This is a genomic window from Streptomyces sp. NBC_01431 (genome assembly GCF_036231355.1).
Classification (GTDB): Bacteria; Actinomycetota; Actinomycetes; order Streptomycetales; family Streptomycetaceae; genus Streptomyces.
In genome coordinates this window covers 5097156-5110619 of record NZ_CP109496.1, presented here as the reverse complement: position 1 = coordinate 5110619, position 13464 = coordinate 5097156, and the positions used below count along the sequence as shown (strand labels likewise).

Annotated in this window: 13 protein-coding genes; 4 read left to right on the top strand and 9 right to left on the bottom strand. The window is 70.1% G+C overall.

The genetic code is table 11. The features are described 5' to 3' along the window. Nucleotides 1-106: 106 nt before the first annotated feature. The 5 genes from OG522_RS23430 to clpS form a co-directional block, all read right to left on the bottom strand. Nucleotides 107-235 carry a putative leader peptide gene (locus OG522_RS23430; RefSeq protein ID WP_329464958.1) on the bottom strand — a complete coding sequence of 43 codons (129 nt, stop codon included), beginning with the start codon at nucleotides 233-235 and terminating at the stop codon, nucleotides 107-109. 133 nt (nucleotides 236-368) lie between these two features. Next, nucleotides 369-791 carry a M67 family metallopeptidase gene (locus OG522_RS23425; protein WP_329464957.1) on the bottom strand — a complete coding sequence of 141 codons (423 nt, stop codon included), beginning with the start codon at nucleotides 789-791 and terminating at the stop codon, nucleotides 369-371. An 85-nt stretch (nucleotides 792-876) separates the two neighbouring features. Then, nucleotides 877-2340, bottom strand: a complete 1464-nt coding sequence (locus OG522_RS23420; protein ID WP_329464956.1) for an amino acid permease — start codon at nucleotides 2338-2340, stop codon at nucleotides 877-879. A gap of 320 nt (nucleotides 2341-2660) precedes the next feature. Continuing rightward, on the bottom strand, nucleotides 2661-3242 hold the full coding sequence (locus OG522_RS23415) for a DUF2017 domain-containing protein (RefSeq protein ID WP_329464955.1): 582 nt from the start codon (nucleotides 3240-3242) through the stop codon (nucleotides 2661-2663). Beyond that, complete coding sequence (gene clpS / locus OG522_RS23410) at nucleotides 3242-3547, bottom strand: ATP-dependent Clp protease adapter ClpS (protein WP_053729472.1); 306 nt, start codon at nucleotides 3545-3547, stop codon at nucleotides 3242-3244. Before clpS ends, OG522_RS23415 begins: the two co-directional genes overlap by 1 nt. A 282-nt stretch (nucleotides 3548-3829) precedes the next feature. Between clpS and OG522_RS23405 the strand changes: the two genes are divergently transcribed. Next, a complete protein-coding gene (locus OG522_RS23405) occupies nucleotides 3830-5158 on the top strand; it encodes a nicotinate phosphoribosyltransferase (protein WP_329464954.1) in 1329 nt (442 codons plus the stop codon). Between the two features lie 116 nt (nucleotides 5159-5274). Beyond that, on the top strand, nucleotides 5275-5862 hold the full coding sequence (locus OG522_RS23400) for an isochorismatase family protein (RefSeq protein WP_329464953.1): 588 nt from the start codon (nucleotides 5275-5277) through the stop codon (nucleotides 5860-5862). Nucleotides 5863-5905: 43 nt separating this feature from the next. Here the strand turns inward: OG522_RS23400 and OG522_RS23395 are convergent, their stop codons facing one another. Together OG522_RS23395 and OG522_RS23390 are read right to left on the bottom strand one after the other, a co-directional pair. Next, nucleotides 5906-6208 carry a hypothetical protein gene (locus OG522_RS23395; RefSeq protein ID WP_329464952.1) on the bottom strand — a complete coding sequence of 101 codons (303 nt, stop codon included), beginning with the start codon at nucleotides 6206-6208 and terminating at the stop codon, nucleotides 5906-5908. 136 nt (nucleotides 6209-6344) lie between these two features. After that, nucleotides 6345-8735, bottom strand: a complete 2391-nt coding sequence (locus tag OG522_RS23390) for an immune inhibitor A domain-containing protein (RefSeq protein ID WP_329464951.1) — start codon at nucleotides 8733-8735, stop codon at nucleotides 6345-6347. A gap of 421 nt (nucleotides 8736-9156) precedes the next feature. Between OG522_RS23390 and OG522_RS23385 the strand changes: the two genes are divergently transcribed. Then, nucleotides 9157-9489, top strand: coding sequence for a hypothetical protein (locus OG522_RS23385; RefSeq protein WP_329464950.1), 333 nt, complete (start codon nucleotides 9157-9159; stop codon nucleotides 9487-9489). Here OG522_RS23385 and OG522_RS23380 read toward each other — a convergent pair. Together OG522_RS23380 and OG522_RS23375 are read right to left on the bottom strand one after the other, a co-directional pair. Continuing rightward, a complete protein-coding gene (locus OG522_RS23380) occupies nucleotides 9475-10269 on the bottom strand; it encodes an RDD family protein (RefSeq protein WP_329464949.1) in 795 nt (264 codons plus the stop codon). The genes OG522_RS23385 and OG522_RS23380 overlap by 15 nt on opposite strands. Nucleotides 10270-10382: 113 nt before the next feature. After that, nucleotides 10383-11834: an RDD family protein gene (locus OG522_RS23375; RefSeq protein ID WP_329464948.1), complete on the bottom strand. Its 1452-nt coding sequence runs from the start codon at nucleotides 11832-11834 to the stop codon at nucleotides 10383-10385. Between the two features lie 299 nt (nucleotides 11835-12133). Between OG522_RS23375 and OG522_RS23370 the strand changes: the two genes are divergently transcribed. Further along, nucleotides 12134-13300, top strand: coding sequence for a glycosyltransferase family 39 protein (locus OG522_RS23370; RefSeq protein ID WP_443074739.1), 1167 nt, complete (start codon nucleotides 12134-12136; stop codon nucleotides 13298-13300). The last annotated feature ends 164 nt before the right edge of the window (nucleotides 13301-13464 follow it).

The window sequence follows — 13464 nt, the reverse complement described above, 5'->3', positions numbered from 1 at the left end:
GCTCCTGGTCGAAAGGGAGAGGCAGGTGGGCGCGGCTCGGGCTCGGGTCCGCGCGCCGCACGCCCGGGGCGTGCGGTGGTGCGTTGGTGCGGGTGGCGCGCGGCGGTCAGACGGCGGCTGCGCGGGCCGTACAGATCGCGCTGGCGAGACGGCACAGGTCGACGTGCAGCCGCGCCACGAGCAGCAGGGCGGGGCCGCTGCTCGGCGTCTTGTCGCTCACGTCGTTCGCAACCATGGGGTCATCGTATAGATTCCCGCTCTGCTTCCCGGAGTGTGATCTCACATCCCGGACCGAACCCGCTCAGGATGTGGTCTCGGGCCACCTCGACGCGCACCCCGCCGGTGACGGACGTCCGGGTGACCTACCGTCAGTACGCCTCGACGACCTTGACCTCTTCTTCCGTGATCACACCGTCCACGATGCGGTACGAGCGGAACTGGAACTCCCCGGCCCCGTCGGTGTCGGCCGTCGAGACCAGGACGTAGTGCGCGCCGGGCTCGTTCGCGTACGTCACGTCGGTGCGCGAGGGGTAGGCCTCGGTCGCCGTGTGGGAGTGGTAGACGATCACCGGCTCCTCGTCGCGGTCGTCCATCTCGCGGTACAGCTTGAGCAGGTCCTGGGAGTCGAACTCGTAGAACGTGGGCGAGCGGGCCGCGTTCAGCATCGGGATGAAGCGCTCGGCGCGGCCGGTGCCCGCCGGGCCAGCGACCACACCGCACGCCTCGTCGGGGTGGTCGGCGCGGGCGTGCGCCACGAGCTGGTCGTACAGGGCCTGGGTGATGGTCAGCATGTCGGCAAGGATAAGCAGACGGGCCGTTCCGTATCGAGTGTCGATACGGAACGGCCCGCATGATGAGAAGCCGCTGGTCAGAGCGTCAGCTGCGCTTCGCGAACGCCTTGTTCTCCGGGTTCTTGGCCTTCAGGACCAGGTAGGAGACGCCCAGGATGAGACCCCACAGCGGCGCGCAGTACAGCGAGACGCGGGAGTCCTTGTCGATGCCCATCATCACGATGACCATGCCGATGAAGAGCAGCGCGAACCAGCTGGTGTACGGGGCGCCGGGGGCGCGGAAGGTCGACTCCGGCAGTTCGCCGCGGTCGGACTTGGCGCGGTAGCGGATCTGGCAGACCAGGATCATGATCCAGGCCCACATGCCGGAGATGGTGGCGAAGGAGACGACGTAGTCGAAGGCCTTGCCGGGGGCGACGTAGTTGATCCAGACGCCGACCAGCATCAGGGCGGCGGAGACCGTGGTGCCGACCAGCGGGGTGCCGCTCTTGGTCAGCTTGGTGAAGGCCTTGGGGCCCTGGCCGTTGAGCGCGAGGTCGCGCAGCATGCGGCCGGTGGAGTACATGCCGGAGTTGCAGGAGGAGAGCGCGGCGGTCAGCACGACGAAGTTGACGATCGCGGCGCCGACGCCGAGGCCCATCTTCTCGAAGGCGGCGACGAAGGGGCTGACGCCCGGCTGGAACTCGTGCCACGGGACGACCGAGAGGATCATGATCAGGGCGCCGATGTAGAAGACGGCGATGCGCCACGGCACGGTATTGATGGCCTTGGGCAGCGTCTTCTCGGGGTCCTTGGACTCGCCGGCGGTCACGCCGACCAGCTCGACGGCGAGGAAGGCGAACATGACGATCTGGAGGGTCATCAGCGTGCCGCCGATGCCCTTGGGGAAGAAACCGCCGTCGTTCCAGAGGTTGGCGACGGTGGCGGTGTCCGCGGCGTCGGAGAAGCCCATGGTGAGGATGCCGGCGCAGATCAGGATCATGCCGACGATGGCGGTGACCTTGACCATGGAGAACCAGAACTCCAGCTCACCGAAGAGCTTCACGGAGATGAGGTTCACGGCGTACAGGATGAGCGTGAAGATCAGCGCGTAGGCCCATTGCGGGACGCTGTTGTGAGTCCAGAAGGACATGTACTGAGCGGCCGCGGTGACTTCGGTGATGCCGGTGACGACCCAGAAGAGCCAGTACGTCCAGCCGGTGACGAAGCCCCAGAACGGGCCGACGAACTCGCGGGCGTACTCCGAGAAGGAGCCGGACACCGGGCGGTACATGAGCAGCTCGCCGAGGGCGCGCATGATGAAGAAGATGACCAGGCCGGCGATGGCGTAGGCCAGGATGAGGCTGGGGCCGGCCTTCGAGATGGCCTTGCCCGCGCCGAGGAAGAGGCCGGTGCCGATGGCACCGCCGATCGCGATCATCTGGATCTGCCGGGCCCCGAGGCCCCGCTGATATCCCTCGCCCGTGCCCTCGCCCGGTCCGTGGGCGGTCCCCGCGGCCTCATTGCCGGCAGGACGGTCTCCGTGCTGGTCGACCTGCGCTGAGGTCATGGTGGTGCGCCTTTCTCCATGCTGACCCGCCCGCCTCGGTCGCGAAGCGGCGGATCAGGTCCTGATCCCCCCGGATGTGGATGGAGTGCCGCCGGCGGTCAGCCGGTCGAAGCGCCCCCGGGGAACATGGGTGGCGTCCCCGGGTGGTCGTGAAGATTTATCACGGGCTTATGGGTGATCCACATCCGTCGCTGTGGCGCACCCCACAGGAAGAAGCGGACAAATTTCCCTTGGCATCGCAAAGTAGGTCGATGCGGTGATGGGATCGTTATACGGATTTGAGCGTCCGCTGAGCGAACGGCCATCTCCTGGTCGCCCAGTCAGGGCATGAGCGTTTCGATGAGTGTCTCTTGCAGCACACCCAGCCAGAGATAGGCCATCACCATCGGCTTGCGCGGATCGTCGTCCGGCAGCCGGTACAGCTCGCCGCTCTCGTCCTCGTCGGTGATCTCCAGGCGGGTGCCGATGGTCAGCCGCAGGTCGTTGAGCGCGCCCAGCCAGTGCCGCGAGTCCTCGGCGGTCAGCTTCAGGACCGCCCCGCCGTCGCCCTTGGGCGTCAGCGCGTCGAGCCCGTGGACCACCGCGAGCGCGTCGGCGCGCTTGCGCGAGCGCAGGTCGTTCTCGGTGAAACGCCTGAACTCGGCTGATTTGGCCCGCAGTTCATCGCTCTCCTCGCTCGCGTACGCCTCGGGGAAGAGGCGGGCCAGTGCCGGGTCGGCGGGCGGCTCGCTCGGACCCTCGGCGAACAGCGCGGCGAGCGGGTCGGCGTCCTCGGCCGGTTCGTCACCGGGGCCGATGAGTTCGAGCAGCTGGACCGCCAGCGAGCGCAGGATCGCGATCTCGACCTCGTCGAGCGCGACGGCCGCGCCGCCGCGGGGCAGGGGTTCGAAGTGCCCGGCCATCAGCCGCGGTCCTGCGTCAGCGTCGCCCAGAGCCCGTAGCCGTGCATCGCCTGCACATCGCGTTCCATTTCCTCGCGGCTGCCGCTGGAGACCACGGCCCGGCCCTTGTGGTGCACGTCGAGCATCAGCTTGTGGGCCTTGTCCTTGGAGTAGCCGAAGTAGGACTGGAAGACGTACTGCACGTAGCTCATCAGGTTGACGGGGTCGTTGTGGACGAGCGTCACCCAGGGCACATCGGGTTCGGCGACGGGCCGGCTCGACTCCGCCGACTCGGGGCGTTCGATCTCTACGGGGGCAACACTCACGACGCTGGGCAACCTTTGTCTTCTCTGCCGGGGATCCGGGGGTCGGCCCCTCGGAAACCACAGCACCTCTTCTGCCGGGGGGCCCGGGGTCGCCCGCCGGAAAACACAGCCACGGCCTCCATGCTGCCACCCGGGGCCGGTCATCGCACAAACAGGCCCCTAGAAATCGTCAGAGTGACGAGTATTCGAGTAGCATCCCCTCATGCCCCATCTCCCGGGGCAGCCCCCGGATTTCCCGGCCGAACCGGGCTCGGCCCGGACGAAAGTGCGAGGTAGCTCGTTGTGAACGCTGCGGACCTTGGGCTGCCGGTGGATGTGCCGTCGACAGCGCTCTTCACCGACCAGTACGAGTTCACGATGCTCCAGGCGGCGCTGAAGGCCGGGACCGCCGAGCGGCGCTCGGTCTTCGAGGTCTTCACCCGCCGGCTGCCCGAGGGCCGCCGGTACGGCGTGGTCGGGGGCACCGGCCGGGTCCTGGACGCCGTCGAGAACTTCCGCTTCGACGCGGGCGTGCTGGGCTTCCTGCGCGAGCGGCGCATAGTGGACGAGCCCACCCTGCGCTGGCTGGCCTCCTACCGCTTCAGCGGGGACATCTGGGGCTACCCGGAGGGCGAGGTCTACTTCCCGGGTTCGCCGATCCTGCGCGTGGAGGGCTCCTTCGCCGAGTGCGTGCTCCTGGAGACCGTGATCCTCTCGATCCTCAACCACGACTCCGCGATCGCCGCCGCCGCCTCGCGGATGTCGGCCGCCGCGGGCGGGCGCCCGCTCATCGAGATGGGCGCGCGCCGCACCCACGAGCTGTCCGCGGTCGCCTCCGCTCGGGCCGCCTACGTCGGCGGCTTCAGCACCACCTCCGACCTCGCGGCCGGTTTCCGCTACGGCATCCCGACCGTCGGCACCAGCGCGCACGCCTTCACCCTGCTCCACGACAGCGAGCGGGACGCCTTCCGGGCCCAGGTCGACTCGCTCGGCAGCGGCACCACGCTCCTGGTCGACACCTACGACGTCGCCGAGGCGGTCAGGGCGGCCGTCGAGATCGCCGGGCCCGAGCTCGGCGCGGTCCGCATCGACTCCGGCGACCTGCTCCTGGTCGCCCACCGGGTGCGCCAGCAGCTCGACGAGCTCGGCGCGGCCAACACCAAGATCGTGGTCACCTCCGACCTCGACGAGTACGCCATCGCCTCGCTCGCCGCGGCTCCCGTGGACGCGTACGGGGTCGGCACCCAGCTGGTCACCGGCTCCGGGCACCCGACCTGCTCCATGGTCTACAAGCTGGTCGCCCGCGCGCAGTCCGCCGACCCGAAGGCCCCACTGGAGGCGGTCGCCAAGAAGTCGCTCGGCGCGAAGTCCTCGGTGGGCGGCCGCAAATGGGCCGCGCGCCGCTCAGACGCGTACGGGATCGCCGAGGCCGAGGTCATCGGCACCGGGGCGGTGCCCACCTCGCTCGCCGACCGCCAGCTCCTGGTCGAGCTCGTCAAGGGCGGCACCGTCGTGGCCCGCGAACCACTGGAGACCGCCCGCCGGCGCCACATCGACGCGCTGGCCGCACTGCCGATGTCCGCGAGCCAGCTGTCGCGCGGCGAGCCGGTCATCCCGACCGAGTACCTCTGAGCGGTGCCACCGGGTTTCCGCCCCCCTTTGCCCCCTGCCGCGCGCGGGGCGAAGTCTCTACGCTCGAAGAACAGCCCTCCCTGACCACGGGGCCCGCAGACCGAAGGACAGCCGACATGCACCGCGCCTTGATCGTCGTGGACGTCCAGAACGATTTCTGTGAGGGCGGCTCACTCGCGGTCGCGGGCGGCGCGGACGTCGCCGCCGCGATCACGGACCTGGTGGGCCAGGCGGCCGGGTCCGCCTACCGTCACGTGGTGGCCACGCGTGACCACCACATAGACCCGGGCACCCACTTCTCGGACACCCCCGACTTCGAGCACTCCTGGCCGGTGCACTGCGTCGCCGGTACCGAGGGCGTGGGCTTCCACCCCAACTTCGCGCCGGCGGTCGCCTGCGGGGCGATCGACGCGGTCTTCGACAAGGGGGCGTACGCCGCGGCGTACAGCGGCTTCGAGGGTCTTGACGAGAACGGGGTCTCGCTGGCCGACTGGCTGCGGGCCCGTCAGGTCGCCGAGGTCGACGTGGTGGGGATCGCCACGGACCACTGCGTGCGGGCCACCGCGCTGGACGCGGTGCGCGCGGGGTTCGTGACGCATGTGCTGCTCGACCTCACGGCCGGGGTGTCCGAGGCCACCACCTCGCGGGCGCTCGATGAGATGCGGGCCGCCGGGGTGGAACTGTCGGGCAAACCCGTCCTGTAGGGACCCTGGGCCCTGCCCGCGGGGTGGTCGGCGGAGCCGGTCACTACCTCAGCAGCGCTCGTATCGGGTGCCAGAGCTCTTCCGCCGTGGCCTCCGGGGTGGTGCGCCACAGCAGGCCGTCGGGGTGGTGGAGGACGGCGGTGATCTCGTCCAGGGTCGGCGGCTCGGTGTTGCCGCGCAGGTAGACGGCGCGCAGGCCCAGGTTGCGCAGCCTGGTCAGGGCTCGGGCGCGGTTGACCGCGTGCACCAGGACCCGCACGTTCGTGCCGGGTGCCGCCGGGTTCGGCAGTGTGAGCGCGACCACGACACTGCCGCCGGGCAACTTGCAGAAACCTCCGCCGGGCATGCCGGACCACTCCCCCTGTAAGACGACGCGTTGGACTCGCTGTCAATAAGGACTCGTAGGACGCACCTAAACACGACCGGCCGCCGCCCCGCTAGTGGGCGACGGCCGATCATGGCTTGACCTGCGGTTTTGAGAATTACTTGATGGAGCGGCCGACCTTCACGGTCATCGTCGAGCCGTCCAGCGGCTGGTTGACGATCGAGATCCGGGTCTTGGTGTCAGGAACCTTGACGCTTCCGGTCGGGTTCTCCGCGGACCAGTACGTACCGAAGTGGTCGTCGAAGATCGGGACACCCATCTGGGAGTTGATCTTCGTCGGGACGTCGGCCTTGTGCAGCGTGAAAGAGTCCGTCGGGTACCAGCTGAACGGCGCGTCGAAGGGCTGGACCTTGTTGCGAAGGAGCGTGCCGTCGGCCCACTTGAGCGGCTTGGAGTGCGCGTCCACCGGCAGGATCAGGCCCTGGCCCAGGTGGGCCGAGACGTTGTTGTCCTTCTGGGAGGTGTCCCAGAGCCAGATGAGCAGGCCCTTCTGGTACGGGTAGTGCTCGACCCAGCTGGGACGGGTCGCCGAGAAGCCGAAGTTGTACGGGCCGACCTTGAGGGTCTGGTCGTACGAGACGTACTGGCGGTTCTCGGCGATGTAGTACTGCGGGTAGTCGTTGCTGAAGGACTCGCCGATGCGGGAGAAGTTCTTCGCCGTCCAGCCGTTGTCGTCGCCCTCGGCACCGTCGGTGACGATCGCCGCGCCGTCCGCGGTCACGGTGATCGCGTCGGCGGTGAAGCCCTTGCCGCCCGCGCCGCCGTCCGTCTGGTAGCGGAAGCGGAGCTGGATCTTCTGGCCCGCGTACTGGTCGAGCGGGAAGGACAGCTTCTTGTACGCGCCGGAGGCGTCGGTCAGGGCTGGCTTGTTGCTGGAGTCGCGGGTGATGGCCTTGCCGTCGGCGGTGCCGTCGATCGCGTTCCAGGTGGCGCCGCTGTCCGTGGAGACCTCGGTGTACAGGAAGTCGTAGTCCTTCTCGATGTCCCACCAGCCCGAGAGGTCCAGGGACGCCTTGGACTTGCCGGTCAGGTCGAGCGGGCGGGTCAGGGTGTTGTTGAGGTTGTCACCCATCCCGCTCCACCACTGCTTGGAGCCCTCGACGGGCTTCGTGACGGTGGTGGTGACTTCCTTCTTGGGCAACTCGACCACCAACGCCTGTTTGTCGTTGGTGTTGTACTCGGAGACACCCAGCTTGACCGTCTTGTCCGAACCGGCCTTCACCGTCTCGGCGTTGAGCCAGCCGAGCTGGAGCTTGTCCCAGGCGGTCATGTCGCCGGGAAGGTCACCGATGGAGTCCTTGCCGGTGCCGAGCCAGGAACCCGCCGACATCAGGGACCAGAAACCGACCGAGTTCTCGGCGGTGTTGGTGGTGTCGTAGAGGTCCGGCAGACCGAGGTCGTGGCCGTACTCGTGGGCGAAGACGCCGAGGCCGCCGTTCTCCGGCTGCATCGTGTAGTCGCCGACCCACATCCCGGTGTCACCGATCTGCGTACCGCCGGCCTTGTTGTTCGCCGGGCCGGTCTTGCCGGCGTCCGTGCCGTACGCGTACCAGCGGTGCGCCCACAGGGCGTTGGTGCCCTGCGCGCCGCCGCCGGCCGACTCGTCCTCGCCGGCGTGCACGATCTGGAAGTGATCGATGTAGCCGTCCGGCTCGTTGAAGTTGCCGTTGTTGTTGTAGTCGTTGCGGTCCCACTGGTCGTACTGACTCAGGGTCGCCTTGATCTCCGCGTCGGTCTGGCCCTTGGCCTTCTGGTCGGCGACCCAGGCGTTGACGCCGTCACGGACGGTGTCCCACACGTTGGAGCAGTTGGTCTGACCGCAGTAGTTGGAGCCGTACCGGGCCTCGTTGTACGGGATCTTGACCCAGTCGGTGACCTGGCCGTCGACCGAGTAGCGACCCGACGAGGTCTTCTCGTAGTACGTCTTCAGCGAGTTGACGCCCTGGCCGGAACCGAAGTACAGGTCCTGGTAGTGCTTCTGGTTGTAGTCCGCCTGCCAGGCGGTCGAGTTGTCCTTCGCCCGGTCGGGCTTGGCTATCTGGTTGTGCGCCGGGCCGGGGGTGCCCCCGTACTTGGGCTGCGGCGGCTTGGGCCCGTCGGGGCCGTCCGGGTCGTACATGGTGGTGTTGTCGACCTGGTCGCCGAACTCGACCAGGATCGTGAATATCTTGTCGGTCTTCTGCCGGCCGAGCTCGACGTACTTGTTGTCGTCGAGCTTGACGACGTCGGAGCCGTTCTTCTTCTCGACCTTCTTCTTGCCGGAGATGACCTGCTCCAGCGCCGCCTGGCGCTGCTGGGCCTGCTGGTCGCTGAACGGGCCCTTGAGGTTGTGCTCCTGGCCGTTGGCCGTGGACGGGTCCTGGCGTACGACGGCCTTCGGAGCCTTCGAGTCCGCCTGGGCGGTGGCGAACGCCGAGCCCGTGGCGCCGACCGTGGCGAGCGCCACGAGCACGGCAGCGGCTCTGGCCGCCCTCCTGCTGCTGGTCACTTGATGTTTTCCTCCCCCGCGGCCGGCAGGAACCGGGGGGTGAGGGGCTGGCTCCGGTGCTCGACACGCGTCTCAAGTGACGACATTGGACCGGAGTTACCAAAGAAAAGACAGATCTTGACTTGTTCGTGCCAAGTACATTATGCAGAAGGCGACTTCCGGTATCCGGACGTCAACTCCCTGCCCATATACGGTGACAACCGGTGCGCGCGTCTCGGCATGCGGACGGCGCCGCGTTGCGGAATGACTCCGTGCGCCCCCCGTGCTCCGGCACCGTGGGTTAGGTCACGCTTACCAACAGTTCCGCTCGGGCATGGACCGTCGTAGAGTCGCTTGACAGTGCGATCCGGTTGCCAGGGCGGCCGGTTGAGAACGGTCGAAAGGCTCACCCCCTATCCGAACCACCAGGACGGATAACGCCATGCCGCGTCCCACTGCCGCACAGCTCTCCTACGGTTCGGCCACCGTCGTCTTCTCGACCGTCGCCATGCTGCTGCTCTCGCGAACCGAGTCGGGGGTGGGAGTCGCGGTCATAGTGCTCGCCGCGCTGCTGCTCGGCCTGCTCGTCGCCGTCACGGTGCCGATGCCACTGCCCCGCCGCGCCCGTACGGACGCCGACGACCGCACGGGGCGGGCCGCCGGTACCCCGGCACCCGCGAGCCGTGCGGCCGTCGTCGAGACCTCCGCCGCGCTGAGCGTCCCGGGCCCCCGCGCCCAGCGGCAGCCCAGGCGCGAGCACTCACTGCGTGGTTGAGACCACCACCGTCTTGCCGGCCTTGTCGTGCCAGCCCTGCCGGTACGGCTTGTCCACCACGATCGTGATGATCAGGATGATGTCCCACAGGCAGTAGCAGCAGAGCACGAACGGCGCCCACAGCACGGCGGCGCGGGCGAGTGAGGCGTTGGTGGTGGGCACGCTGCCGTCGTTGAGCATCGCGACCCTGAGCCCGAACCACTTCTTGCCGAGGGTCTGGCCGGACTTCGACACCATCAGGGTGTCGTAGCCGATGTAGGCGGCGAGCGAGATCAACAGCCAGAGCAGCCCGCTGCCGGAGTACGCCTTGCTGATCACCTGGGTGCCGGAGTCGCTGCTGTTGGTGGAGATGACGATCCGGTTGCTGGTCGCCCATTCGATCAGGCCGAGCGGGATCGCGATGATGAGGAAGTCGATGAAGCGGGCCAAGAACCGCTTGCCGTAGTCGGCGAGCGGCGGCATTCCGGCCAGCGGATCGACACCGCCGTACCCGCCCCCGTAGGGGTCGGACGGCGGTGTCGGGCCGCTGCCGTACGGCGATCCGCCACCGGGGGGAGGCGGACCGCCGTAAGGGCCCCCGCCGCCAGGAGGAGGCGGCGTGCCGTAAGGGCCCCCGCCCCCGGACGGCGGGCCGGAACCGTGGGGAGAATCGCCGGGCGGTCCGGCGGGCGGCGGCTGCGATCCGCCGTAGGGAGAGCCGCTGCGTGGAGGTTCCGACGGCTTCTTGAGGAACGGGTCGTTCTCGGACGGCTGATCGGGCGGCGGCTGATCGGTACTCATGGCCGTAGTGCACCGCGCGCGCGAGGCGCCCGCAACGGTACGGGCGCCGTTCGGGGGAGGTGAGAGGCCGGATTCCGCCACCGGGGGGAGGCGGAATCCGGTTCGCCCGTCCCCTAACCCTGCGCGACGAAGGTACGGGCCGCCTTGTCGTGCCAACACTGACGCCACGGCCGGTCGAACAGGCACCACACGACGTTGACCACACCGACCGCGAGCAGACCGAGCACCCCGTAGAGCAGCCAGCGGCGCAGCGCCTGACCGAACGTCGGCGGCTCGTACGACTCGATGCCGCGCACCTGCACCCCGCACAGCCTCTTGCCGAGGGTGCGGCCCCACTTGGCGGTGGGCAGCGCCTCGTACAGCACGCCGAGGATCAGGAAGGCGCCGAGGACGATGCCGAAGTAGCCCGCGGTGGTGGCGTCGAGGAGGTAGACGGTGACCGTCCGCCCCGACAGCTTGGCCGCGTCGACCTTGTCCTGGATGTGGTCCCCGGCCTTCGTGATCAGCGGCACCGCGAGGCCCCCGACGAGCGCGCCGAGCAGCACGGTGTCCACGAGCCGCGCGACGAGGCGCCGGCCGAGCGCGGCGGGCCGGGCCGAGGCCTGCGCCTGGGCGGCCTGGAGGAACGGGTCGGCGACCGGCGGCTTCCACGGCACCACCGGTTCCTGCGGATCCGGCTGGGCGAGCTGGTGCACCTGCTGCGCCCAGGACGCGGCTCCTCCCCCGGGCCCGGCGGTCATCGGCGAGCTTGGCACGGCGGGGCCCGGCTGCGCGGGCTGGGCGGGCGGCTGTGGATAGGGCTGCGACCGCGGCTGCACCTGCTGTGGTTGCGGATACGGCGGTACGTACGGCTGGGCCTGCGGCTGCGACTGTGCCGGGATGGGTGGTTGTACGGGAGCCGGCGCCTGAGCCGGTGCGGGCCCCGGTACGGAAGTCGGTGCGGGCGCGTGTCCGGGCGCCGGCCGCGAGCCGTCGTGGTAGCCCGTCGGGAGCGGCCGGGCCGGTTCGGCCGGGGCGGGCAGCGCGGCCCGCGCGGGCGCCGGGCCGACGGCTGGGGGCGGCGCGGACCCCGTGAGCTGCTGGTGGTGCGGGGCCGAGGCGGCGGGCTGGGCCGTCTCGGGCCGCCGTGGGTCGGGCAGCCGGCGCGGGTCGACCGCGTCGGGCAGCCCGCGCGGGTCGACCGGGCGGCCCCAGGAGACCCGGCGGTCCTGGTCGCCGCCGAAGCCGGACTGGTGGGCGGCGTCCGCGTGCCAGGCGGGCTGCGGCCGGTCGCCCTGCCCCCGCGCGGCAGGTGCGCGGTCTTCTTCGGGCTCGTCCAGGAAGACCGGGCCCGTCTCCTCGGCGGGCGCCACCGGCGGCGGAGCGGAGGCGAGGGCCGGGGCCGGTGCGGGGGCGGCGCCCGGCGGCGGGGTGGGCGGCGCCTCCCCCGGGCGCGGGGCGGGCCGGCTCGTGCCGGGCACCCAGGAGACCCCGTTCCAGTACCGGACATATCCGGGAATGGAGGGGTCCGGGTAATAGCCTTCCCCGGCTACGCTCCCGCCGCCGTCAGGAGGAACCGTCGCCATGTCCCCAACTCCGTTCCGATCCAGCACACTTGATCTCTGCCGCGGCGCGCCGCCCGACCCTGCCGCCGAGCCGGCGCTTCCGCTTGTCCCAGGAGGACATTAACGAAGAACCCGGGGCCGGTTGGAAGAAGCCGCGGAGTAAGCCCGCGTACGAGCGACGGCGGGTGGCGCGTCGCGGCCGGGGGCGCGGGGCCCGCGGCCAAGATCCCTTCGAGGTGCGCACCGGCTCCCACCAGTGCGTACAGTCGTGGCGCACCGAACGGGTGCCCGGCCCGGCCGGTCAGGAAAGTGAGTGGACGATGCGCGTGGGGTCAGGTCGAACCGGTTGCCGCGAACCGGCCGGCGGACTGACGGAAGCGGCTCCCGCACTTCGCCGGGCGTGGACGGCCGTCGCGGCCTTCGCGGCGGTCCGCGCGCTCGGCCTGCTCGCCCTCGCACTGTGGTCCCGTATCGCCGGAAAGGACGCCCACGCGCTGTTGTCCGCGCGCTGGGACTCGCTCTGGTACGTGCGGGTCGCCGATTTCGGCTACGACTTCACACTGACCGCGCCGGACGGCCGGGTCCTGTCCGACCTCGCGTTCTTCCCGCTGCTTCCCTGGCTGGAGAAGGGGGTCGCCGCGGTGAGCCCGCTGGGGCCGGCCGACGCGGGGCTGCTGGTCAGCGCGGTCGCGGGCCTGGCGGCCGCCTGGGGCATCTACCTGACGGGGCATCACCTCCATGGCCACCGGGTGGGGCTCTTGCTCGTGACGCTGTGGGCGGCGGTGCCGGTGGGGATCGTGCAGTCGATGGCGTACAGCGAGGCCCTGTTCGTCGCGCTGTCCGCCTGGGCGCTGTACGCGGTGCTGCGCCACCGCTGGGTCGAGGCCGGGCTGCTCGCGTCGCTGGCCGGACTGACCCGGCCGGTGGGGCTCGCGGTCGCCGCCGCGCTGTGGGCGGCGGCCGCCGTCGAGGCGCGGCGCACCCGGCACATCGGTGCGCGGATGGTCGCCGGGGCCGTGCTCGCCCCGCTCGGCGCGGCGGGCTACGTGCTGTGGGTGGGGCTGCGCCGGGGCAGCCCGCTGGGCTATCTCGACGTGCAGGCCACCTGGGGCAACGGCTTCGACGGGGGCCTCGCGTACGGGGAGTTCATCGTGGAGCACCTCGGCGGCTGGCCCGTCGTGCTGGCCGGTCTCGGCCTGATCGCCGGAACCGCGCTCGCGTTGGGGGCGTACGTGGTGTGCGTGCGGCAGCGCCAGCCGGTCGCGCTGCTCGTCTATACCGGAATCGTCCTGGTGCTGGCGCTGTGCTCCTCGGGCTACTTCGGCTCCAAGCCCCGGCTGCTGCTGCCCGCCTTCCCGCTGCTGCTGCCGGTGGCGGTGGCGCTCGCGCGGGTGCGTACGGCGCGCTCGGTAGGCGTCCTCGCCGTCCTCGCGCTGGGCTCGGCGGTGTACGGGGCGAGCTGGCTCAACGGTTCGGGCCCACCGTGAGGCGAGACCGAGGGGCCCCGCCGAGGAACGCCCGGTCGACAGCCTGACCCCGTGACCGGCAGCCCCGTGACCGCCTGGCCTCCGGCCACCGGGCCGACCGGACCCCCGGCCGCCGGGCCGGGCCGTGGCTCGCCGGAAATTTCTTCAGAAAAAACTTCCCGAAG